The following is a 21,284-nucleotide window of genomic DNA, read 5'->3' as shown; positions in this document are numbered from 1 at the left end:
CAGCGAAAGGTGAGACGGCACAGGATGAGTCACGACAGCACGAGCACCGGCGGCCCCGCGGCGGGGCCCGCCCTCCCCCGCGAACGGCGGCGCACGACGCGCGGTCTGAGACCGCTGCCGGAGCTGACCCGCGATCTGGTGGCCCAGCTCAAGCGCCTGGTGACCGCCGAGCTCGCCCTGTTCAAGGCCGAGATGACGGCCAAGGCCAAGGCGGCCGGGATCGGCGCGGGCCTGCTGGTCGGGGCGCTCGTCTTCGTGTTCTTCGCCCTCGGTGTGCTCGTCACAGCCGCGGTGCTCGCCTTCGCGCTGATCGTGCCCGCGTGGCTCGCCGCCCTGATCGTGGCGGGAATCCTGATCGTGCTGGCGATCATCGCCGTGCTCATCGGCCGGGCCAGCCTCAAACGGGGTGTCCCGCCGATCCCCGACGACCTCGGGTCGGAGCTCAAGGCCGACGCCCACGCCCTGAAGGGCGAGCAGCCGTGAGCGCGACGCCCGGCCGTGCCGGCGCCACCCGCCCGCCGCTGCCGAAGGGCGCCGGGATGAACACCATCGAGCTCGACCTCGAGCTCACGCGCAGTGAGCTGGCCGGAACGCTCGACGACATCTTCGCCACGTTCAACCCGCGCATCCAGATCCGCTCGCACCCGGTCGCGGCGGGCGCCGTGCTGCTCGCGGCCGCGACCATCGCGGCGGGGGTCGCCACCCTGCTGATCCGGAAGCGCCGGCGTGACGGCTGAGCGCACTCCGGTCCCGTGGATCCGGCTCCCGTGGGGCTTCATCCTGAAGGGCACGCTGCGCGGCTTCTCCCGTGACGCCTGCACCGATCTGGCCGCCGGCCTCACCTACTTCGGCGTGCTCTCGCTGTTCCCGGCGATGATCGCCCTGGTCAGCATCCTGGGCCTGGTGGGGCAGAGCCGGTCCGGTATCGACGCACTGTTCGGCATGGTGAACGAACTGGCGCCGGGCATGCTGGACGTCGTGCGCGGGCCGATCGAGGCACTCGCGGAGTCCCCCGCCACCGGCCTCGCGCTGGCCATCGGGATCGTCGGCTCGGTGTGGTCCGCCTCCGGCTATGTCGGCGGATTCGGGCGCGCCCTCAACCGCATCTACCAGGTGCGGGAGGGGCGGACGGCGTTCGCGCTGCGTCCGGCTCAGCTCGTGGTCACCATCGCCGCCCTCGCGCTGGTGGCCATCGTCGCCATCCTGCTGGTCGTCTCCGGCCCGATCGCTCAGGCGATCGGCGACGCCATCGGGCTCGGCGAAGCCGCCCAGACCGCGTGGTCGATCCTGCGCTGGCCGGTCGTCGTCGTCGCGCTCGTGGTGCTGGTGGCCCTGCTCTACGGAGTGTCGCCGAACGTGCGCTACCCGCGGCTGCGCTGGCTGACCACCGGCTCCATCGCCGCGATCGTCGTGATCGGGATCGCCTCGACCGGGTTCGCGTTCTACGTCGCGAACTTCGGCAGCTACGACAAGACCTACGGCGCGCTGGCCGGCATCATCGTTTTCCTGCTCTGGATCTGGATCGCGAACGTGGCGCTGCTGCTCGGCGCCGAACTCGACCGCGAGGTCGAGCGGGCCTGCGAGATCCTCGCCGGGGAGGAGGCCGAGTACGGCCTGAGCCTCCCCCTCAAGTCCGACGCCGCGATCGTGAAGGCCCGCGATGCCGAGGCCGGCGCCATCCTCGCCGCCCGCGCCCTCCGCAAGCACGCGCCCTCTCCCTCGCCCGCGCACCGAGACGGCGAATAGTCCGCCGTCTCGCCCGTTTTCGCGGCACATCGTGCCGTCTCGACGGCCGCTAGGCTCGTGGATATGAGCGATGCGCGGCGGGGGCACGACGAGCCGGACGGCCGCGGGCGCACGGGGCTTCACCGCACCGGTCGCGACCTGACCGGCAACCCGGACGTCCGCGTACGTGACGTCGAGGTCACCTCCGACGGCTGGCACGTCCTGCGGCGGACCACTTTCGACTACCGGGGCCGCGACGGCTCCTGGACCACCCAGTCGCGTGAGACCTACGATCGCGGCAACGGCGCAACCGTGCTGCTCTTCGACCCCGCGGCCCGCACGGTGCTGCTGACCCGCCAGTTCCGCCTCCCCGTCTACGTGAACGGCCACCCCGACGGGATGCTGGTGGAGGCCGCCGCCGGCCTGCTCGACGGCGACGCCCCCGACGAGGCGATCCGGCGCGAGGCCGCGGAGGAGCTCGGCGTGCGCATCGGCGAGCTCGAGCACCTCTTCGACCTCTACATGAGCCCGGGCTCGGTGACCGAACGCGTCCACTTCTACGCTGCCCCCTACCGCCCGGCCGAGATTGCGGGAGGCGGAGGGGTCGAGGCCGAGGGCGAGGAGATCGAACCGGTCGTCGTGCCCTACGATGACGCGCTCGCGATGATCGCCGACGGCCGCATCGCCGACGGCAAGACGGTCATCCTCCTGCAGTGGGCGGCACTGAACCTCTTCTCCTGAGGTCACGGCGTCGCCCCGCGTGAAGGGCGACTGACGATCGCAGGTCGGCCTGTTCCGATCAGTATTTGATCGTCGTGCCCTGCGCCTTGAGGAAGTCGATGTGCACGTGGTTGCAGGTGTCGTCGAACGGCTTGAAGTTGTCGAGGCTGATCGAGCTGCGGCAGTTGAGCTGGCCGAGTCCGGTGCCGGCCGGGACGATCGGGTCGAGCAGGCGGATGAGCTCGAGCGAGTGGGCGTCCCCGCCGGTCAGCGGGGAGCCGTTCAGCAGATAGAAGTCGAGCGCGTGGCCGCCACCGTCGGCGTAGTGGGCCGACTCGGTTCCGGCGCCCTCGATCTGGCCCGTGCAGCGACGGTTGATGTCGGAGACTCCGACCTGGCTGTAGTGGGCGAGGGCGAAGGAGATGGTCTGCAGCACACGGTAGTCGACCCCGCAGCCCTGGACGGCCCTGCCCTCGGCGAGGTCCGCGATCTCAGGGAGATGGTTCGGCGTCGAACCGACGAGCCGGCCGGAGGCGACGGCGCCCATCAGCTGGATGGCGAGGGCCTGGACCGTGGGCGAGACCGTGCTGTTGGTGGTCGAGTCCAGGGCCTGCGGGCTCTCCTGGACGTCGAGGCCGTCGCGCAGCACGACCTGGGTGGCGTTTGTGGTGCCCCCGGTCAGCGTCTGCACGGCGAGCGCGGTGCGAGCCGTTCCGACGGCCGATCCCTCGCTGGTGGTCGCGTACGCGGGCAGCGCCGCAGTGCCGAAGAACGCCGTCAGCGCGAGCGCGACGACGACGTGGAAGCCCCGGCGGCGGTGCTCGCCGGGTCGGCCGGTGCCACGCAGCCGCCGCAGGACGCCGCCGCGCGCGGATTCGAGCGCGGTGGTAGCAGACGTCGTGCGCCGCGGAGCCGGAGCCGCCGCCATCCGGGAACCGACGATCGGCTTGACGACCACCCGTTCCCGCTTGCGCGGACGGGTCCGCTCTGCCTCGAGCCGGGCGCGCCGGCTGCCGTAGACCTGCTCCTGGGGGGCATCCGCTGCGATCAGGTGCTCGCCGCGTGTGAAGTCGTCGACCGGGTCGGCCGTCAGCTCGGACTGCCGTTCCACTTCGACCACGAGGGGTGCACGAGAACCGCGGCGAGGCCGCGGGGAGGCAGTGGAACGGGGCAAGCTGATCTTCCTGGGGGCAGGGGCGGGGGCGTACCCGATCCTTTCTACCCCATTTCGCCTGAAGGTTCTATCAATGCAGACGAATGGATTCCATGTACCTACGGAACTCGGCCGCCGCTGGGGCGCATCCCGCGCGTTCGGGTCGCGCAGAAGCGCCCCGGCTCGACTCTTGCGCGGATGCGGGGCTCCGATCCATACGAACGTATCCGCATGAACGAATACCGGAGGAGCCCGGTACGGGTGGTACGACAGCACCGTCGGGGACTCACGGCACGACGACGGCGAGCTCGACGCGACCATCGGACTCCCGCAGTTCGACCGCCGCCTGCTCCGCGAGCTGCCGCAGCCCGATTCCGGGGGAGGCCGTTGTCAGCACTCCTCCGGAGGACACGACGACCGACACGCCGGTCGCCCCGTGGGGCTCGACGTCGAGGGTCACGGGGCTGCCATCGCCGTGCCGGACGGCGTTGGCGAGCCCCTCGGAGATCGCATCGACGACGGCGTCGCACCGCGCGGGCTCGAGCAGGCGCGGCCAGGCGTCGACGGCGACCGTGGCCTGGAGCGCGACGGCGGACCGCCAGCTCTCGACCAGGGCACGCACCCGCTGCTGCGGGTCGGGCGCCTCCGGCGGGGCGAGCAGCTCCACCCGGACACGGTCGACGACGGCGCGGAGATCCCCGGATGCGTCGTCCGCGTCATCCGCGTCGCCGGCGGCGAGGACCAGCGCAGCGGCGATGAGTTCGGACTGCACTCCCGAATGGAGCATCCGGGCCAGAGCGGCGCGCTGATGGTCGTAGTCGGCGCGGAGCCGGGCGGCGTCGAGCACGCTGGTCTGCACGGCCGCCTCGAGCACATGCTGATCGAGCCGGATGCGTGCCGAGAGCGAGACGACCAGCGCCACGGCGAGCGCGATCAGCGGGTACGTGATGGCCTCGAACCAGATGAAGTGGGGGTGCAGACCCTGCCAGCGGATCGCCGCATCGGTCGCCAGCGAGAGGAGCACGCCGACCGTCACGTAGCCGATGACGAGGACGAGTGCCCGGAATCGTCGCGGCGAGCGGACGAGCACTCGCGAGACGGCGAGGTTGCCTGCGGCGACCACGATCAGGCCCGCGATGAGGGCCGGGGCGCAGGAGAGGAAGCCGTATTGGGTGAGGCCGAACGGGGTGACCAGGGCGGCGAAGAGCACCGCGAGCAGAAGGGGTGGGGCCGCCTGGGCTCCGCCGTGGAGGGTGAGCACCCAGTCGCGCAGCCGCACTCGCGGCGTCTCGCCGGCGCCGGCCGGTGCGGCGTCCTCCCGTTCGTAGAGCCAGTGGCTCACCGGGCGCACCACATCGGTGGCGAGTCCGCGCAGCACTCGGGCCGCTTCGCTCGCCCGCAGGGGGCCGCCAGCGCTCGTCGCGGCGCGCTCGATCTCGGCGAGCACATCGTCGACGGCCGCGTGCCGCATGCTGCTGACGCGCAGCGCCGCACGTTCCGCGTCCAGTTCGGTCGCGCGCTGCGCGGCACGAAGCCGGCGGTAGACGCCGAGGTGGTCGCGCACGAGGTCGACGCCGACGGCGATCAGCGTGAAGATCGTCACCGTCGTGACGACGTTGATGGCGATCCGCCCCGCCAGGTCGCCGGTCTCGACCGGGATGTCGAGGATGCGCCCGACGGCCAGGAACAGAAGGGGACGCAGCACACCGATGCCGGCGAAGAGGGCGAACACCACGACGACCCGGATCCGCGCCGGAGTCACGCGGAGCACGGCCCACGCACCGGCCAGCAGCACACCGACGGCGAGGTGCTGCGTGATCGAGAGCGCGAGCACCGCCCCCGGACCCCCTTGGATGTACTGCAGACCGGACATCACGGTGAGGGCGAAGGGGGCGGTGATGGCCCACGTCCAGACGGTGATGGCCGAGCTCCCGGTCGCGCGCGCGATGAGCCTGCGCGTGCGCCTCCGGGCGACGTCGGTCATAGCCCGGTGTCGGCGTCGCCGAAGGTGGTGACGTAGAGCGTCGCCGCGGCGACCCGCGGAGCCGTCCCAGCCGTCCCGTCACCCGCGGTGAGCCCCAGGGCGTGGAAGACCCGCTCGACGCTCTTCTCGACGGCCCGCACGGAGATGCCCCGGCGACGGGCGATCTCGGCGTTGGTGAGCCCGCCGGCGAGCAGGCGCGCGGTCTCCAGCTGGGCGGGACTCAGCCGGAGCAGGGCGTCCCGTCGCCCGCTGCCCGCGCGGTCCCGGGTGATCGGGCGGTCGGCGAGGACCGCCTCGGCCGCGTCCACCAGCTCGTCGACCGATTCGACCGCCGATTTGTTGACGTAGGAGGCGTCGGCCACGGTGCCCCGGGCGCGCGCGGCCGCGGCCTCCCGGGGGAGGTTGCTCAGGAACAGCACGGCGACATGGGGCGCACGCTCGCGGACGATCGTCGCGAGCTCGACACCGTTCGGCCGATCGCCCAGGTCGATGTCGGTGACGAGGAGGTCGGGGTCGGCCTGGTCGAGAGCGGCGAGGGCCTCGGGGGCCGATGACGCCGTCGTCGCCTCGAACCCGCGCTGCCGGAACGCATCGGCGACGAGGGAGCGCATCAGGGCGTGGTCCTCCACCACGAGCACCCGCCTGCTCCACCCTCCCGTGCTGCTCACGTCGGCCATGCTGCACAGGATAACCGGAGCGAACGCGCCGGAGGCCGCGCATCGGACCCCCTATAAGAGGAGCAGTGGGCTCAGCTCAGGCCCCGAGCTCCGCCAGGATGCCGGCCACGCGGCGCGACCGGGTCTCGGGAGCCTTCGCTCCCTCCACCGCCAGCACATGCCGTTTGCGAGCGCTGGCCGAGAGGGCGTCGAAGCGCTCGCGCGCCCCCGGCACGGCGGCCAGGGCGGTGGCCAGATCGTCCGGGACGGCGACCGTGCGCGGCTGGTCGTCGCGCACGAGCTCCACGTCGACCTCCTGACCGGCCGCGATCCCGGCGCGCGAGCGGATCTCCGCGCTGACGGGGAGCTTCGCCTGACCCGCGCGCATGGCCACGGAGCTGGGGTACTCGATCCCCCCGACCGTGGCGCGCACGGGGATGCGCCCGCCACCGCCGAGCCCGTCCACCACCTCGGGCGGGACGACGATCCCCGTCGCCGTCGCGCCGTCGAGCTGGAGCAGGGCTCGGAACCTCATGACCTCGTCCACGGTCGGCACGATACTGCTCCGTGGGTCTGCGCCGCCAGCCCCGCGCGGGAGGGTGCGATCCGTTCCGTAGACTGACTCCGAACCCCTCGCGACGGGTGGGGACGACGAGTGAGGACGGACCGATGGGATCGAGGCCGGCACGCGCGACGCGCGGCGCCCTCGCGTCCGCGGTCGCGATCTTCGTCGCGGCCCTGTTCCACGTGGCCGGCGGCGGTGCGGCACCGGGCGTCGTCCCCGTGGCGCTGAGCCTCGCGTTCGCGACCATCGCCTCCATCGCCCTGACGTCGCGGCGTCTCTCGCTGTGGCGGCTGACGGCGTCGGTCGTGCTGAGCCAGTTCCTGTTCCACGCGCTGTTCAGCCTGGGCGATGGCACCGCGCGATTCGTGGCGGCCGACGGCACCGTCCCCTCGGGGCACCTGCACGCGGGTGCACACCTGACGATGACGGGCGCGACCATGCCGGCCTCGCACGCCGACCCCACCGCTCCCTCGATGTGGCTGACCCACGCCGCCGCGGTGCTCGTCACCGTCGTGGCGCTGCGCTTCGGCGAGCGCGCGTTCTGGAGCCTCTTCCAGACGGCCCGGGTCGGGGTGGTGCGCTTCGCGGAGCTGGTCGCCGGAATCGCGCCGATCCCCGTGCGGGTCGTCGCCGTCGTCTCCGCCGTCGCCGCGGCCGAGCCGGCCCGCCTGCGCGACCTGGGCCTCCCCCTCGCGCGGCTGCGGTATCGCGGACCTCCGGCGCTCGTCGGCGCGCTCTGACGGTCCCCCCGCTTCCTCGGGGTGGTCCGCATGCGCGCACGCGCATTCGACGACCCTGTAGAGACCAAGGACCCTCATGAAGAAGACGACCTTCGCCGCCTCCGTCGCGGCCACCACCACCGCACTCCTGCTGCTGGCCGCACCGCTCGCCGCCAGCGCGCACGTGCACGTCACGCCCGATGCGGCGACGCCCGGCAGCTACGCCACCCTCACGTTCAAGGTGCCCACCGAGTCCGCCACTGCGGGCACGGTGAAGCTGGTGGTCGACCTGCCGACCGCGACGCCGTTCACCTCCGTCAGCTACCAGCCGATCCCGGGCTGGACCGCCTCGGTCGACACCGAGACGCTCGCCACGCCCGTGAAGACGGACGACGGCACGATCACCGAGGCACCGGTGCGGATCACCTGGACGGCCGAGAGCGGCACGCAGATCGCCCCCGGGCAGTTCCAGGAGTTCACGATCTCGGCCGGTGCGGTTCCCGACACCGGGTCGATCGCGCTCCCGACGCACCAGTACTACTCCGACGGCACCGTCGTGGACTGGGCCCAGCCCACGCCCGCCTCGGGGAAGGAGCCGGAGCACCCGGCCCCCACGCTGTACGTGAACGACCCGGCCCCGGCCGAGGACGGCGGCACCATGACCACGCAGGTGGCGACCAGCACCTCGGCCCCGGAGCCGATCGCAGCGGGGACAGCCGCGACGGCCGTCTCGATCGGGCTCGGGATCGGCGGCCTCGCCCTGGGTGCGATCGCCCTGGTGATCTCCGTGCTGGCGCTCGTGCGCCGCGGTAAGGTGCGGGCATGATCCGCCGCACCCTCGCCGCGACGGCCGGCCTCGCCGCCGCCCTCGCCCTCGCTCTGCTGCCCGCCGTGGCCGCGTCGGCCCACGACTACCTCGTCGGCAGCGATCCGGCGGCGGACTCGACGGTGACCGCACCGCCGAGCACGGTGACGCTGACCTTCAACGACCGGGTGCTCGACCTGGCCGGCGACGGCTCGAGCACGCTGCTGACGGTCACCGGCCCGGATGCGGCGACCCGTCACTTCGAGACCGGGTGCGCGACGGTCGCCGACCGCAACGTCAGCGCCCCGGTCGCCCTGGGCGGCGCCGGTTCCTACACGGTGACCTATCAGATCGTGTCCGCGGACGGGCACACGGTGTCGAACTCGTACGCGTTCGCCTACCAGCCGCCCGCGGGTGCGGCCGAGGCGGCCGGCACCGAGAAGACCGCGTGCGGGGCCGCTGCGGGCACGCCCGCGACGGAGGCTCCCGCGGCCTCCGACCCGGCGACCCCGGAGGCGACCTCGGGGGGTTCCGCACCGCTGGTGACCGCGGCGAGCCCGCAGCCCACCGTCGCCGCGAGCGACTCGGGCCTCGGCCTGGTGATCGGCATCGCGATCGCGATCGTCGTGCTGGCGGTGGCCGGCGTCGTGATCGTCGTCGTGACCGCCCGGCGCAAGCCGGCCGCCGCCCCCGCGGGCGACGGCACGGACGACGGTGCCGAAACGGAGCAGAAGCCGGGCGCCGACCCGGGCGCCGGGTCCGACCGCACGATGTGACCAGGGCCGGGGAGGCGGCGCTCCGCCTCCCCGGCTCCGTCCTGGTCGCCCTGCGGGCCCTCTCGGAGGCAAGGGCCAGAGGATGCTCACCCGGGGTGGAGGCTGCGCCCAGCATCGTGCGGCATCGTGGGGCACGTGGAGATCGTGGTCGACGTCGTGCTGCTGGTGCTCGGCGTGCTTGCCGTGGTCGCCGGCTACACCAACGGCGCCATCCGCGCGGCCGGCTCGCTCGTCGGCCTCGGCTGCGGCGTCGCACTGGGGCTCTTCCTCGCACCCACCGTCGTCGGCTGGGGCGTCGCGTACGGTCTCACCGGGGTCACCCAGCGCTCGATCGTCGCCGGCGTGGTCATCCTCGTCTGCGCGGGCGTGATCTACGCCATCGCCGGAGGCATCGCCGCCCTGATCGGCAAGGTGCTCCGCCGGGGGCCGATCCGCTGGCTCGACTCCCTGGTCGGCGCCGTGCTCGGACTCGCCACCTGGGCCGTCGTGGTGTGGCTGGTCGCCGGCTTCGCTTTGTCGACGAGTCTGGCGACCGTCGTCCAGGCCGCGAACGCCTCCCGTGTCGTCGCCACCCTGAACAGCATCGCGCCGGTGCCGTCGTCGACCGTGCTCGGCGCGATGGACGACGCGCTCGCCAGCGCGGGGCTGCCGAAGGTCTTCGAGGGCGACGAGTCGATCAAGACGATCTCGGCTCCCGACCCTTCGGTGCCGGCGGACATCTCGGCATCGGAGCGGTCCGTCGTCACCGTGCTCGCCTCCAAGCCTGCCTGCGGCGTCGACTCCGAGGGCAGCGGCTGGGTGGTGCAGCGCGGCCGCGTCGTCACCAATGCCCACGTCGTGGCGGGGGCGTCGTCCATCGTCGTACGCGAGTCCGGCAGCGACACGGTCGACCGCGCGACCCTTGTCGCCTTCGACCCGTCGCGCGACCTCGCGGTGCTCGACGTGACCGGGCTCTCGGCGCCGGCGCTCGACATCGGGCAGGACCTCTCCTCGGGCGCTCAGGCCTACGCCGTGGGGTACCCGGGGGACGGTCCGTTCACGGTGAGCCCGCAGCGTGTGCGCGACCAGCTCGTCGCCCGGGGCACCGACATCTACCAGAGCGGCTCGGTCGACCGTGAGATCTACGCGCTGCGCGGGACCATCCGCCCCGGCAACTCCGGCGGACCGCTCCTCGACTCGGCCGGGGATGTGGTGGGCGTCGTGTTCGCCCGGTCGACCGTCGACCCCGACACCGGGTACGCGCTCACCCTGTCGGAGCTGCGGCCCGTGCTCTCCTCCGTCGGAAGCGCCCCGATCAGCTCGGGGGCGTGCTCGGCGGGCTGACCCGTGGTTGGCTAGGGGCATGCAGGCTGTCAGCTACTCCTCCACCGGCGACTCCGACGTGCTCGTGCTCGGCGAGCGGGAGGAGCCGCATGCCGGCCCCGGCCAGGTGCGGGTACGCATCCACGTCTCCGGGGTGAACCCGACCGACTGGAAGTCCCGGCGCGGCGGCGGCGGCGATCCCGCTCCACTCCCCCGCCCGCAGGTCCCGAACCAGGACGGGGCCGGTGTCGTCGACGAGGTCGGCGACGGCGTGACCGGCCTGCGCCCGGGCGATCGCGTCTGGGTGTGGGACGCGGCCTACCAGCGACCCGACGGCGCCGCCCAGCAGCTCGTCGTCCTGCCCGTACGCCACGTCGTGGCGCTGCCGGACGAGGTGGGCTTCGACGTGGGAGCGAGCCTCGGCATCCCCGCGCTCACCGCCCATCGCGCGCTGACCGCGTACGAGCATGCACCCGGCGAACTCGCGCCCGGCAGCCTCGCCGGGCGCACCGTCCTCGTCGCGGGGGGCGCGGGCGCAGTCGGTCATGCGGCGATCCAGCTGGCGGTCTGGGCGGGCGCGACCGTGATCTCCACGGTGAGCAGCCACGAGAAGGCCGAACTCGCCCGCGCCGCCGGGGCGCACCACATCGTCGACTACCGGGACTCGGACACCGCCCAGGCGATCGGCGCCCTGGCTCCCCGCGGCGTGGACATCGTGGTCGAGGTGAATCCGACGGCGAACGTCGCCCTCGATGTGCGCGTCGCCGCGACCGGAGGAACGATCGCGATCTACGCCGACAGCCCCGGCGAGACCGAGGTGAGCATCCCGGTCCGGCCGAGCATGGCGAAGAACCTGCGCTGGCAGTTCGTGCTGACCTACACGACCGCGACGGAGGTGAAGGACGCCGCCGTGCGTGCCGTGGCGGCCGCGGTCGCCGACGGAGCGCTGCCGGTCGGCGCCGAGCACGGACTCCCGCTCACCCGGTTCCCGCTGGCCGGCACCGCCGCCGCCCACGACGCCGTCGAGGGCGGCATCGTGGGCAAGGTGCTCATCGACCTGGACTGACCTCGCGCCGGGCACGCGCGGCCTGCACGATCAGCGCCACCACGGCCACCGCCCCGATCGCGACGGCGTAGCCGAGCACGGTCGGGAGGAGCCCGACCGTGGCGATGAGCTCGCCCGCGATCAGGGCGGGCACGCCGTAGGCGAGGTAGCTGACCAGGAAGATCCCGGCGAACAGCTCCGCGCGCTTGTCGTTCGGGGCGAGGGGTGCGAGGAGGCGGAGCATCGCCGAGAAGCCCGCCCCGAATCCGGCGCCGGCCACCACGGCGCCGGCGAAGAGCAGCGGCAGCACCGCGGCGGCGATGCCGACGCCGGCCAGGACGATGCCGACGACGATCGCGGCCATCGCCCACACGGTGGTCCGGCGCGCGGGAGCGCGGGTCAGGGCGAGCCCGGCGACGGCGCCGACCGCGGGCGGCGCCGCGACGATCGCGCCGTTCAGCAGCCCGCTGTCGAGATGGAACACGCCGTGCAGGATCGTCGGCGAGAGTCCGATGAAGAGTCCGGCCAGCATCCAGGTCGCGAGGAAGAGGGGGATGGCGCCGACGAACTCGCTGCGGGCGGCCCGGGGGATGACCAGGCGCGGGATCAGCGACCGCACCGCGCCGGGACGGCGGCCGACGGTTTCGGGCGAGGCCGCCACGACGACGATGCCGGCGGCGAAGAGCAGCGCGAGGGTGACGAAGACGAGGGTCGTCGGCGCCGCGGCGAACTGGACGGCCAGACCGGCGAAGAGGGCGCCGAGCGCGAGGCCGCCGACGGGGGCGGTGCTCCCGATGGTCGCGCCGAGCTTCTTCTGCCGTTCCGGGGCCAACTCGACCAGTGCGGCCGTGAAGGTGCTCATGGCGGCGCCGGTGGCGACACCCTGCACCGAGCGGGCGGCGATGATCCAGCCGATGTCGGACGCGGACAGGAACATCAGCATCGCCACGACCTGCAGCGCGAGTGCGCCGATCAGGACGGGACGGCGGCCGATGTGGTCCGAGAGCGAGCCGGCCACCAGCAGCGTGATGAGCAGGGTGACCGCGTAGATGGCGAACGCGACCGTGAGCAGCCACGGGGCGAAGCCCCACTCCTGCTCGTAGAGCACGAAGAGGGGGCTCGGCGCGCCGACGGCGAGCGCCACCGCGACGAAGGCGAGCGCCGTCCCCGCGAAGGCTGTGGCCGGACGCAGCCGGAACGGGCGACGCGCTGCGCGTGCGGCGCCGGGCACGGCGGGAGTGGACCCGGTCGCGCAGAGCTCATCCGCTGTGGTCATGACTGCCTCCTTAAAGCAAATATGTTTGCTTTAGTGGACTCTAGAACCTCGAACGAGTTAAAGCAAGCGGATTTGCTTTAAGCTATTCCCATGTCCGAACCGACGATCGACGAGGCCGCCCCCAAGCGCACCGGGGGCCGCAGCGCGGCAGTCATCCACAACGTGCGCACCGCGGTCGAGGAGCTCGTGAAGGAGAAGGGCAGCGAACGGGTCACCGTCCCGATGATCGCGGAACGGGCCGGCGTCAACCCGACCAGCATCTACCGCCGCTGGGGCGACCTGCCCACCCTGATCAACGACATCGCCACGTACCGCCTCGACCCCGAGCGTCCCATCCCCCGCACCGACGACCTGCACGACGACCTCGTCGGCTGGGCGCGCGAGATCGTCGCCCACTACAGCAAGCCCGTCAACGCCGCACTACTGCGCGGCGGCGCCTCCAGCGCGGGCGAGCGGCAGTCCGACTGCCTCCGCAATCGTCGCGCCGAAGCGGGGATGCTGCTGCAGCGGCATCCGGACGCCCCGTTCAGCGTCGACGACGTGATCGACGTCGTCATCGCGCCGATCGTGTACCGGGTGATCTTCCTGCCCTGGACGCTCGACGAGCGCACGGCCGATCAGGTGGTCGCGCGGCTCTTCCAGTAGAGCCACCCGGCCCGGCACCCTGACCGCCCGCGCGAGACGCCGAACCCGCGCAGGCGCGCTAGTCTCGCAGGATGGCCGACGACCGCTCCCCCGAGGTGCGCGCGGCCGCCCGCTCGGGATGGGCCGTCGGACTCGCCACCGCGGCCTACGGGATCTCGTTCGGCGCCCTGGCCACGGCCTCCGGACTCGACGTCTGGCAGGCCTGCGTGCTCAGCCTGGTCATGTTCAGCGGCGGTTCGCAGTTCGCGCTGATCGGCGTGCTCGCCTCCGGCGGCGCCTCGGCCGGCGGGACGGCGATCGCCGGTGCGGCCCTCCTGGGCGTGCGGAACTCGTTCTATGCACTGCGGCTCTCCCGCATCATCGGCCGGGGATTCTGGCGCCGAGCCGCCGCCGTGCAGCTCACCATCGACGAGTCGACGGCGGTAGCCACGGCGCAGACGGACCCGCGGGCGCAGCGGATGGGGTTCTGGGTCACGGGGCTCGTCGTCTACGTGGGCTGGAACCTGATGACCCTGGCGGGCGCACTCCTCGGCAATCTGATCGGAGACGTGCGCGCCTACGGCCTGGACGCCGCCGCGGCCGCCGCCTTCCTCGGCCTGCTCTGGCCGCGGCTGCGAGCCCGGCAGACGCAGGCCGTCGCCGTGGCCGCCGGATTCGTCGCGACCCTGCTGACGCCGTTCCTGCTGCCCGGGCTGCCGGTCCTCGCGGCCGCCGTCGTGGCCATCGTGGTCGGCGTGCTGAACCTGTTCGGGCGGCGCGACGACCCTCCGCACCCCGAGGCCATCCCGATGGAGAGGGAGGTGGAGCCGTGACCACGTGGAACATCATCCTGCTCGGGTCGATCGCCGTGCTCGCGCTCAAGGCCGTCGGCTGGCTCGTGCCCCCGAAGGCGCTCGACCACCCGACCGTCGCGCGGGTCAGCGATCTGCTCACCGCCGCGCTCCTCGCTGCGCTGATCGCCGTGCAGACCTTCGGCGCCAGCCAGTCGCTGCAACTGGACGCGCGCCTGCCCGCCGTGGCGATCGCAGCGGGCCTCTACGCTCTGCGCGTGCCGTTCATCGTCGTCGTGCCGGCCGCGGCACTGGTGGCGGCGCTCATCCGACTGCTCACCTGACGGGAACCGCCCGCGGTGTCGGCGGCGTTTCGTACAGTTTCGCCGTGACCGCATCCTGGCATCCCGTGGCGAACGCCCACCCCACCGAGTGGGTGCTGCGCCAGGGCGCGGCCGGCGCCGCGTATGCGGTGGTCCGTCGCTTCACGTTCGGCGACCCGGCCCGGCCGGACGTCTGGTTCCGGGTCGTCACCTGGGCGGCGGCCTCTCCGGAGCGGGAGCTGATCGGCTGGTGCCGGACCCTGGAGGCCGCCGCACGGGTGGCCTGGGACTACCGCTGCGCGGCCGAGTCGTGGCGGCACCACATGGCCTCACGCCGGGTGGACGCGGCCGCGATGGCCGCCCAGCGCCCGCGTGCGGCGGAGCTCGTCCGCTTCTACCGGGCGGCCATGCGCGGCACCGCCTCCCCCGCCGTCGTCAGCGCTCGCTGAGCGCGCCTCCGACGGGGTCGGCGTCCGCGGCGTGATCGAGCAGGCGCTCGGTCCGGTCGAGCATCTCCTCGACGATCCCGGCCGCCTGCTCGTCGCGGTCGCCGAGTGCTGCGGCGAACGCGAGCACCCGCTCCCGCGGCAGCGCCCCCGCCGTCTCCGGCCGCAGCCGGAGGTAGCGCAGCACCCGCAGGTGGACGGTGTCGATGGTCTCGATGAGCACACCGTTGGGAACGGCATCGAGAACGACCCGCACGATGCGGAGGAAGACGTCGACCGGGTGCTGATCCTCGTCGCGCTCCAGTCGGCCGGCCAGCAGACCGATCTCGAGCTCGGCATCGTCGTCGAGGTGCGCCAGGCCGTCGCGGACCGCGTCGGGATACAGGCGCCGGAGGACGTCGATCGCGTCGCGCACCTCCCGCTCGACGAGCGGCGCGACGATCGTGTAGCGATTGGGCGAGCTCTCCACCAGTCCGATCGTGCCGAGCCGTCCGAGGGCCTCGCGGACGGGCGTCCGCGAGACCCGCAGCCAGTCGGTGAGCTCCGCGTCCTTCAGCCGGGAGCCCGGCTCGAGCGTGCCGTCCATGATGCGCTCCAGCATCAGTTCGAAGACGTCGTTGCGCAGGAGGCGGCGGTCGGCCGCCCGCGACGGGACGAGGTGTGAGACGGGAGCGAGGGCGAGGGCGCTGTCGAGGGTCATATCGTGCTCTTTCGCCGGGTGAGGTCGAATAGGATGCGGATACCCTGATATATGTTTACCTCATATCGAAGGATTCCACAAAACCGACCATCCGGTACGGGCGCACACGGTGCCCGGAATCCGTGGAGACCCCGATGTCCCGCGTTCCCGCCCGCTCATAGTCTGGACGCAGACTTCCGGCCAGGGGGACGGAACCAGGGGGATACCGAAAGGGCCGGAGCGACATCGTCGCTCCGGCCCTTCTCGCCGTCCCGCCGTGGCGGTCGGGCTGGTGCTACTTGGTCAGCGGCTCCAGGGTCGGGTCGTTGGCGTACGCCTCCGCCGCGTTCTCCTTGGTCACGACGACCGGGGTGAGCAGGTAAGCCGGGACGACCTTCGCGCCGTTGTTGTACGACGTCGGGTCGTTGATCTCCGGCTTGTCGCCCTTCTGCAGGGACGTGACCATCGCGACGGCCTGCTTGACCAGCGCGCGGGTGTCCTTGTTGATGGTCGAGTACTGGATGCCGGCCATGATCGACTTGACCGACTCGGCCTCGGAGTCCTGTCCGGTCACGACCGGGACCGGCTTGCCGGCGCCCTGGACCGAGGTGATGATCGCGCGGGCGAGGGTGTCGTTCGGCGACAGCACGCCGTCGAGCTCGGTCGACGCGTAGTTGGCCGCGAGGAGCGTGTCCATGCGGGTCTGCGCGTTGGCCGGCAGCCAGCCCTGGGTGGCGGTCTGCTTGATGTCGGTCTGGCCCGAGACGACCTTCAGGGTGCCGTCGTCGATCTTCGGCTGGAGGACCTTCATCGCACCGTCGAAGAATACCTTCGAGTTGGCGTCGTCCGGCGAACCGGAGAACAGCTCGATGTTGTAGGTCTTCTTGTCCGGGAACTTGGCCTTCATGCCGTCGAGGAGGGCCTGGCCCTGCAGCTCGCCGACCTTCTCGTTGTCGTACGCGACGTAGTAGTCGACGTCCTTCGTGTTGAGGATCAGGCGGTCGTACGCGATGACGACGGCGCCGGCGTCGTGGGCCGCCTTGGCCTGAGCCGCGAGCTGGCCGCCGTCGACGGCACCGATGATGATGACCTTCGCGCCGTTGGTGATCATCGACTGGATCTGCGACTGCTGGTCGGCGACGGCGCCCGAGGCACCGGCGTACTGCACGTCGCCCTTGAAGCCGGCGTCCTTGAGGTCGTTGGTGAAGAGGTCACCGGCGAGCACCCAGTTCTCCGACGTCTTGGTCGGGAGGGCGACGCCGATCGTGGCGCCCTTGTCGAAGCCGGCAGCCGTCGACGAGCCGGACGAGCCGTCACGGCTCGAGCAACCCGTCAGGGCGAGCGCGGCGGCAGCTGCGACAGCCACTGTCGCGAGTGCGAATTTGCGCATGGCGTTTCTACTTTCTGTGTGTTGGATGGTGCAGGTGGGAGGTGGAAGTCAGTTCGTCAGTGAACGGGACGAGGCCTCGGCGGAGTCGTCGGCGGGGACGACGGCGGGCTGGTCGGCGCCCACGGCGTCGGCCTCCTGCTTCTTGCCGCCGCCGAACATCCGGCCGATCAAGGAGGGTCCGCCGCGACGCTTGGAGTAGACGTCGATGCCGACCGCGATGAGGAGCACGAGGCCCTTGATGATCTGGACCTTGTCGGTGGTGACGCCGAGCAGCTGGAGGCCGTTGTTGAGGACGGCGATGACCAGACCACCGACGATGGAGCCGGCGACCGTTCCGATGCCGCCCGAGACCGCGGCGCCACCGATGAAGACGGCCGCGATCGCGTCGAGCTCCCAGCCGAGGCCGTCCTGCGGGCCGGAGGAGACCGAGCGGGCCACCGAGATCATGCCGGCCAGCGCGGCGAGCACGGACATGTTCATCATGACGAAGAAGTTGATCCGCTTGATCTTGACGCCGGACAGCTCCGCCGCGTGCCAGTTGCCGCCGACCGCGTAGATGTGACGGCCGAAGATCGTGCTGCGCGTCACGAACGAGTACAGGATGATCAGGATGCCGAGGATGACGCCCGAGACCGGGAACGAGGTCCCGACGCGACCGCTGGCGAACAGGAAGGTGAAGTAGATCACGACGGCGTCGAGCACGATCACCTTGAACACGCTCACCCAGAGCGGCGCCTTCTCGGAGCCCATCTTGGTCTGGTTGCGACGGGTGCGGATCTCGAGGACCACGATCACAACGGCGATCACGAGACCGAGCAGCAGGGTCGAGTTGTTGAAGCCGGTGTCCGGCCCCCACTCGGGCAGGAAGCCGCCGCCGATGAAGGTGAAGCCGTCGGGAACGGGGATGGTGTTCGCGTTTCCGATGAACTGGTTCAGGCCGCGGAAGATGAGCATGCCGGCCAGGGTCACGATGAACGCGGGGACGCCGACGTAGGCGACCCACCAGCCCTGCCAGGCGCCGATCACGGCGCCGATCGCGAGACCGAGCACGATGGCGAGCGGCCAGGGCATGTTCCATTGCGTCATTGCCTGGGCCACCACGATGCCGACCACCGCCGCGACCGAGCCGACCGACAGGTCGATGTGGCCGGCGATGATCACCATGACCATGCCGATCGCGAGGATCAGCACGTAGGCGTTCTGGTTGACCAGGTTGATGAGGTTCACCGGGTCGAGCGTCTTGCCGCCGGTGAGGATCTGGAAGAGCACCACGATGACGACGAGGGCGCCCAGGATGCCGAACTGGCGTCCGGTGGACTGGCCGTTGCCGAACATCTTGCCCAGGTCGCGGATGCCCCCGGACTTCTTCTTCTCGGGAATCTGTGTGGTCATGATTATGCGGTCACCCTCTTCTTGGCGGATGTCATGCTCTTCAGGAGCGTCTCGGGGGTCGCTTCCGCGATCGGGAACTCGTTGGTGATCTGACCTTCGAAGATCGTGTAGATCCGGTCGGAGATGCCGAGGAGCTCGGGGAGCTCCGAGGAGATGACGATGACGCCCTTCCCCTGCGCGGCGAGCTGCTGGATGATGCCGTAGATCTCGTACTTGGCGCCGACGTCGATGCCGCGTGTGGGCTCGTCGAGGATCAGCAGGTCGGGGTCGGTGAACATCCACCGGGCCAGGACGACCTTCTGCTGGTTGCCGCCGGAGAGCGTGCTGACGCCGCGGTCGACGTCCGGCGTCTTGATGCGCAGGCTCTTGCGGTACTGCTCGGCGACCGCGTACTCCTGCAGGTCGTCGACGACGCCGCGCTTCGCGATCTTCGTCAGCTTGGCCGCGACGATCGACTGCTTGATGTCGTCGAGGAGGTTGAGGCCGAGCACCTTGCGGTCCTCGCTCACGTAGGCCATGCCGTTGTGGATCGCGTCGGAGACGTTCCGCACCTGGATCTGCTGGCCGTCCTTGTAGATCTCGCCCGAGATGAAGTTGCCGTACGAGCGGCCGAAGACGCTCATGGCGAGCTCGGTGCGGCCGGCGCCCATGAGGCCGGCGAAGCCGACGATCTCGCCGCGGCGGACGGTGAAGCTGGAGTTCTTCACGACCAGGCGGTCGGGGACCTGCGGGTGCTGCACGACCCAGTCGCGCACCTCGAAGAAGGTCTCGCCGATGTCGGGCGTGCGCTCGGGGAAGCGGCTCTCGAGCGTGCGGCCGACCATCCCGCGGATGATGCGGTCCTCGTCGACGCCGTCGGCCTTGACGTTCAACGTCTCGATGCTGTGGCCGTCGCGGATGATCGTGATCTCGTCGGCGACGCGCTCGATCTCGTTGAGCTTGTGGCTGATGATGATCGAGCTGATGCCCTTGCTCTTGAGCCCCAGGATCAGGTCGAGCAGGTGGGCGGACTCGGCCTCGTTGAGCGCGGCGGTCGGCTCGTCGAGGATGAGCAGCTTCACCGACTTGTTGAGCGCCTTGGCGATCTCGACCAGCTGCTGCTTGCCGACGCCGATGTTCTTGATCTGGGTCTCGGGGTCGTCCGAGAGGCCGACGCGGGCGAGGAGCTCGACCGCGCGCTGCTTGGCCTCGTTCCAGTTGATGACGCCGCCGCGGCCCGGTTCGTTGCCGAGGAAGATGTTCTCGGTGATCGAGAGCTCCGGGATGAGGGCGAGCTCCTGGTGGATGATCACGATGCCCTGCTGCTCGCTGGACTTGATGTCCTTGAACCGCATGACCTCGCCCTGGTAGACGATGTCGCCGGAGTACGTCCCGTACGGGTACACGCCCGAGAGGACCTTCATGAGGGTGGACTTGCCCGCGCCGTTCTCGCCGCAGATCGCGTGGATCTCATCGGCCTTGACGGTCAGGGACACATCCTCCAGCGCCTTGACACCGGGGAACTCCTTGGTGATCGCGCGCATCTCGAGGATGACTGCGTTCGACGACATCGTCGCTCCTTGGTTTCGGATTCCTGCCACGCATGTTCGGTCATGCGCCTAAGTAGTAAACGCTATGTCTGGTCTTGGCGTCAAATAGTGAAGACAACGAGACGGTAACGGTTTGGCGCGACCCGCACGGTGCTCCCGTCCGGCGTCGCGCTATTCGGCGCCGGCGAGCGCGTTCTGGATCACCAGGGCTGCAGCGCCCAGGGACTCCGCGCGGTCGCCGAGGGACGACACGCTCACCGTGGTGGTCTCGGCGATGATCGGGATCGCGTTGTGCTGGATGCCCCGACGGATGGGCTCCAGCAGCGCCTCCCCCAGGCCCACGAGCGGGCCGCCGATCAGCACCAGCTCGGGGTTGATCACGTTGGTGACGCTCCCGATCGCCTGGCCGATCGCCTGACCGGCGTCTCCGACCACGCGCAGAGCGGCCGGATCGCGCTCCAGGCCGCGGCGCAGGATGTCCGCGGTCGTGACGGGCTCGGTCCCGTTGCGGCCGAGCGACTCGATCATGACCGTGGTCGAGGCCACCGTCTCCAGGCAGCCGCGGTTGCCGCAGCGGCAGATCACCCCCGGATCGACGACCGGTGTGTGCCCCAGCTCGCCCGTGATCCCGAGGAAGCCGTAGTACGGCAGACCGTTGAGGATGAGCCCCGCGCCGATGCCGGACCCGATCTTGACGAAGATGATGTTGCGGGCCCCGCGATGCGCGCCCCAGGTGACCTCGCCCAGCGCGCCCAGGTTCGCGTCGTTGTCGAGCACGACCGGGAAGCGGAAGGCGTTCTCGAGGTCGCGGAGGTTGACCCCGACCCATTCGGGCAGGATGGCGCCCTGCAGTACCGTTCCCGTCCGGCGGTCGATCGGGCCCGGGATGCCGATCCCCACCGAGAGCACCGACTCGCGGTCGTGTCCGCCCTCCGCCAGCATCCGGTCCAGGAGGCCGGAGGCGTCGACGATGGCCCCGGCGACGTCGTAGCCGAGGGGCAGCACGAGCTCCTGCTCGGCGAGCACCTCGTAGCCGAGGGTGCAGAGCACGATGCGCACGTGCCGGCGGCCGAAGTCGACGCCCACCGCGATGTCGCCGGTGTCGGTGAGCTGCACGAGCAGCGCCCGCCGCCCGCTGGAGGTGACCGGCGTGGTGGTGACGACGCCCTTGACGGCCATGTCCCGGACGATGTTGGACACAGTGGCGGTGGACAGCCCCGTCCCGCGCGCCAGCTCAGCCTGGGTGGAAGGACCGTTCGCCAGCAGGAACTCGACGAGCCGCTCCTGGTTCAGGTGCCTCAGTGCGCCCTGCGACCCGGGATTGCGAGCGCCACGGGGCACGAGGCCCGGAGTGGCGGTCATAGGGATAAGCGTGAATCATCCT

At 71.2% G+C, this 21,284-nt stretch carries 23 protein-coding genes; 13 read left to right on the top strand and 10 right to left on the bottom strand.

Annotated elements, in window-relative coordinates; all coding sequences use genetic code 11:
* Positions 1–24 precede the first annotated feature (24 nt).
* From U870_RS0104040 to U870_RS0104025, 4 genes are all read left to right on the top strand, one after another.
* Complete coding sequence (locus tag U870_RS0104040; protein ID WP_025156130.1) at positions 25–483, top strand: phage holin family protein; 459 nt, start codon at positions 25–27, stop codon at positions 481–483.
* Complete coding sequence (locus tag U870_RS0104035) at positions 480–737, top strand: hypothetical protein (protein WP_025156129.1); 258 nt, start codon at positions 480–482, stop codon at positions 735–737. The genes U870_RS0104040 and U870_RS0104035 overlap by 4 nt, the downstream gene beginning before the upstream one ends.
* Positions 727–1,746, top strand: coding sequence for a YihY/virulence factor BrkB family protein (locus U870_RS0104030; protein WP_025156128.1), 1,020 nt, complete (start codon positions 727–729; stop codon positions 1,744–1,746). Before U870_RS0104035 ends, U870_RS0104030 begins: the two co-directional genes overlap by 11 nt.
* A 63-nt stretch (positions 1,747–1,809) precedes the next feature.
* Positions 1,810–2,466 carry an NUDIX domain-containing protein gene (locus U870_RS0104025; RefSeq protein WP_025156127.1) on the top strand — a complete coding sequence of 219 codons (657 nt, stop codon included), beginning with the start codon at positions 1,810–1,812 and terminating at the stop codon, positions 2,464–2,466.
* Positions 2,467–2,524: 58 nt separating this feature from the next.
* On the opposite strand, the gene U870_RS0104020 is transcribed toward U870_RS0104025, so the two are convergent.
* The 4 genes from U870_RS0104020 to U870_RS0104005 form a co-directional block, all read right to left on the bottom strand.
* On the bottom strand, positions 2,525–3,565 hold the full coding sequence (locus U870_RS0104020; RefSeq protein WP_240183625.1) for a hypothetical protein: 1,041 nt from the start codon (positions 3,563–3,565) through the stop codon (positions 2,525–2,527).
* A gap of 319 nt (positions 3,566–3,884) precedes the next feature.
* Positions 3,885–5,582 (bottom strand): hypothetical protein, encoded by a 1,698-nt coding sequence (locus tag U870_RS0104015; RefSeq protein WP_025156125.1) that lies wholly within the window; start codon positions 5,580–5,582, stop codon positions 3,885–3,887.
* Complete coding sequence (locus tag U870_RS0104010) at positions 5,579–6,259, bottom strand: response regulator transcription factor (protein WP_081815163.1); 681 nt, start codon at positions 6,257–6,259, stop codon at positions 5,579–5,581. The genes U870_RS0104015 and U870_RS0104010 overlap by 4 nt, the downstream gene beginning before the upstream one ends.
* 76 nt (positions 6,260–6,335) lie before the next feature.
* The gene (locus tag U870_RS0104005; protein ID WP_025156123.1) at positions 6,336–6,773 is read right to left on the bottom strand and encodes a YdeI/OmpD-associated family protein; all 438 of its coding nucleotides are present in this window, start codon (positions 6,771–6,773) and stop codon (positions 6,336–6,338) included.
* 134 nt (positions 6,774–6,907) lie between these two features.
* Between U870_RS0104005 and U870_RS0104000 the strand changes: the two genes are divergently transcribed.
* The 5 genes from U870_RS0104000 (at position 6,908) to U870_RS0103980 (ending at position 11,471) form a co-directional block, all read left to right on the top strand.
* On the top strand, positions 6,908–7,543 hold the full coding sequence (locus tag U870_RS0104000; RefSeq protein ID WP_025156122.1) for a hypothetical protein: 636 nt from the start codon (positions 6,908–6,910) through the stop codon (positions 7,541–7,543).
* Between the two features lie 76 nt (positions 7,544–7,619).
* Positions 7,620–8,348, top strand: a complete 729-nt coding sequence (locus tag U870_RS0103995; protein ID WP_025156121.1) for a YcnI family protein — start codon at positions 7,620–7,622, stop codon at positions 8,346–8,348.
* Complete coding sequence (locus tag U870_RS0103990; RefSeq protein ID WP_025156120.1) at positions 8,345–9,103, top strand: copper resistance CopC family protein; 759 nt, start codon at positions 8,345–8,347, stop codon at positions 9,101–9,103. The genes U870_RS0103995 and U870_RS0103990 overlap by 4 nt, the downstream gene beginning before the upstream one ends.
* A gap of 135 nt (positions 9,104–9,238) precedes the next feature.
* Positions 9,239–10,426, top strand: coding sequence for a MarP family serine protease (locus U870_RS0103985; RefSeq protein WP_025156119.1), 1,188 nt, complete (start codon positions 9,239–9,241; stop codon positions 10,424–10,426).
* A gap of 19 nt (positions 10,427–10,445) precedes the next feature.
* Positions 10,446–11,471: an NADPH:quinone reductase gene (locus U870_RS0103980; protein ID WP_025156118.1), complete on the top strand. Its 1,026-nt coding sequence runs from the start codon at positions 10,446–10,448 to the stop codon at positions 11,469–11,471.
* Here the strand turns inward: U870_RS0103980 and U870_RS0103975 are convergent.
* A complete protein-coding gene (locus U870_RS0103975; RefSeq protein WP_025156117.1) occupies positions 11,455–12,726 on the bottom strand; it encodes an MFS transporter in 1,272 nt (423 codons plus the stop codon). The two genes, U870_RS0103980 and U870_RS0103975, sit on opposite strands and share 17 nt — an antisense overlap.
* A 90-nt stretch (positions 12,727–12,816) precedes the next feature.
* Here U870_RS0103975 and U870_RS0103970 point away from each other — a divergent pair, with 90 nt between their 5' ends.
* The 4 genes from U870_RS0103970 (at position 12,817) to U870_RS0103955 (ending at position 14,913) form a co-directional block, all read left to right on the top strand.
* On the top strand, positions 12,817–13,371 hold the full coding sequence (locus tag U870_RS0103970) for a TetR/AcrR family transcriptional regulator (protein ID WP_025156116.1): 555 nt from the start codon (positions 12,817–12,819) through the stop codon (positions 13,369–13,371).
* 71 nt (positions 13,372–13,442) lie between these two features.
* The gene (locus U870_RS0103965) at positions 13,443–14,183 is read left to right on the top strand and encodes an AzlC family ABC transporter permease (RefSeq protein ID WP_025156115.1); all 741 of its coding nucleotides are present in this window, start codon (positions 13,443–13,445) and stop codon (positions 14,181–14,183) included.
* Positions 14,180–14,485, top strand: a complete 306-nt coding sequence (locus U870_RS0103960) for an AzlD domain-containing protein (RefSeq protein ID WP_025156114.1) — start codon at positions 14,180–14,182, stop codon at positions 14,483–14,485. Before U870_RS0103965 ends, U870_RS0103960 begins: the two co-directional genes overlap by 4 nt.
* Positions 14,486–14,529: 44 nt before the next feature.
* Positions 14,530–14,913: a hypothetical protein gene (locus U870_RS0103955; protein WP_025156113.1), complete on the top strand. Its 384-nt coding sequence runs from the start codon at positions 14,530–14,532 to the stop codon at positions 14,911–14,913.
* Here U870_RS0103955 and U870_RS24600 read toward each other — a convergent pair.
* From U870_RS24600 to U870_RS0103930, 5 genes are all read right to left on the bottom strand, one after another.
* Entirely contained in the window at positions 14,900–15,610 is a 711-nt protein-coding gene (locus U870_RS24600; protein WP_025156112.1) for a GntR family transcriptional regulator, read from the bottom strand. The genes U870_RS0103955 and U870_RS24600 overlap by 14 nt on opposite strands.
* Before the next feature lie 274 nt (positions 15,611–15,884).
* Entirely contained in the window at positions 15,885–16,979 is a 1,095-nt protein-coding gene (locus tag U870_RS0103945; RefSeq protein ID WP_025156111.1) for a substrate-binding domain-containing protein, read from the bottom strand.
* 48 nt (positions 16,980–17,027) lie between these two features.
* Positions 17,028–18,371 carry a multiple monosaccharide ABC transporter permease gene (gene mmsB, locus U870_RS0103940; protein WP_025156110.1) on the bottom strand — a complete coding sequence of 448 codons (1,344 nt, stop codon included), beginning with the start codon at positions 18,369–18,371 and terminating at the stop codon, positions 17,028–17,030.
* A 2-nt stretch (positions 18,372–18,373) separates the two neighbouring features.
* Complete coding sequence (mmsA, locus tag U870_RS0103935) at positions 18,374–19,921, bottom strand: multiple monosaccharide ABC transporter ATP-binding protein (RefSeq protein ID WP_025156109.1); 1,548 nt, start codon at positions 19,919–19,921, stop codon at positions 18,374–18,376.
* 150 nt (positions 19,922–20,071) lie between these two features.
* The gene (locus U870_RS0103930) at positions 20,072–21,262 is read right to left on the bottom strand and encodes an ROK family transcriptional regulator (RefSeq protein ID WP_025156108.1); all 1,191 of its coding nucleotides are present in this window, start codon (positions 21,260–21,262) and stop codon (positions 20,072–20,074) included.
* Between the last annotated feature and the right edge of the window lie 22 nt (positions 21,263–21,284).

Source organism: Leifsonia aquatica H1aii (assembly GCF_000633535.1).
GTDB classification, from domain to species: Bacteria; Actinomycetota; Actinomycetes; order Actinomycetales; family Microbacteriaceae; genus Leifsonia; species Leifsonia aquatica_A.
Note: the sequence above shows the minus strand (reverse complement) of the source record. Positions and strands in the feature narration are given on the sequence as shown.

What these genes read in the sequence shown, in the direction of transcription:
- U870_RS0104040 (WP_025156130.1), top strand. Translation starts at nt 25, where the DNA reads ATGAGTCACGACAGCACGAGCACCGGCGGCCCCGCGGCGGGGCCCGCC.
- U870_RS0104025 (WP_025156127.1), top strand. Translation starts at nt 1,810, where the DNA reads ATGAGCGATGCGCGGCGGGGGCACGACGAGCCGGACGGCCGCGGGCGC.
- U870_RS0104015 (WP_025156125.1), bottom strand. Translation starts at nt 5,582, where the DNA reads ATGACCGACGTCGCCCGGAGGCGCACGCGCAGGCTCATCGCGCGCGCG.
- U870_RS0104010 (WP_081815163.1), bottom strand. Translation starts at nt 6,259, where the DNA reads ATGGCCGACGTGAGCAGCACGGGAGGGTGGAGCAGGCGGGTGCTCGTG.
- U870_RS0104005 (WP_025156123.1), bottom strand. Translation starts at nt 6,773, where the DNA reads ATGAGGTTCCGAGCCCTGCTCCAGCTCGACGGCGCGACGGCGACGGGG.
- U870_RS0104000 (WP_025156122.1), top strand. Translation starts at nt 6,908, where the DNA reads ATGGGATCGAGGCCGGCACGCGCGACGCGCGGCGCCCTCGCGTCCGCG.
- U870_RS0103995 (WP_025156121.1), top strand. Translation starts at nt 7,620, where the DNA reads ATGAAGAAGACGACCTTCGCCGCCTCCGTCGCGGCCACCACCACCGCA.
- U870_RS0103990 (WP_025156120.1), top strand. Translation starts at nt 8,345, where the DNA reads ATGATCCGCCGCACCCTCGCCGCGACGGCCGGCCTCGCCGCCGCCCTC.
- U870_RS0103980 (WP_025156118.1), top strand. Translation starts at nt 10,446, where the DNA reads ATGCAGGCTGTCAGCTACTCCTCCACCGGCGACTCCGACGTGCTCGTG.
- U870_RS0103975 (WP_025156117.1), bottom strand. Translation starts at nt 12,726, where the DNA reads ATGACCACAGCGGATGAGCTCTGCGCGACCGGGTCCACTCCCGCCGTG.
- U870_RS0103970 (WP_025156116.1), top strand. Translation starts at nt 12,817, where the DNA reads ATGTCCGAACCGACGATCGACGAGGCCGCCCCCAAGCGCACCGGGGGC.
- U870_RS0103965 (WP_025156115.1), top strand. Translation starts at nt 13,443, where the DNA reads ATGGCCGACGACCGCTCCCCCGAGGTGCGCGCGGCCGCCCGCTCGGGA.
- U870_RS24600 (WP_025156112.1), bottom strand. Translation starts at nt 15,610, where the DNA reads ATGACCCTCGACAGCGCCCTCGCCCTCGCTCCCGTCTCACACCTCGTC.
- U870_RS0103945 (WP_025156111.1), bottom strand. Translation starts at nt 16,979, where the DNA reads ATGCGCAAATTCGCACTCGCGACAGTGGCTGTCGCAGCTGCCGCCGCG.
- mmsB (WP_025156110.1), bottom strand. Translation starts at nt 18,371, where the DNA reads ATGACCACACAGATTCCCGAGAAGAAGAAGTCCGGGGGCATCCGCGAC.
- mmsA (WP_025156109.1), bottom strand. Translation starts at nt 19,921, where the DNA reads ATGTCGTCGAACGCAGTCATCCTCGAGATGCGCGCGATCACCAAGGAG.
- U870_RS0103930 (WP_025156108.1), bottom strand. Translation starts at nt 21,262, where the DNA reads ATGACCGCCACTCCGGGCCTCGTGCCCCGTGGCGCTCGCAATCCCGGG.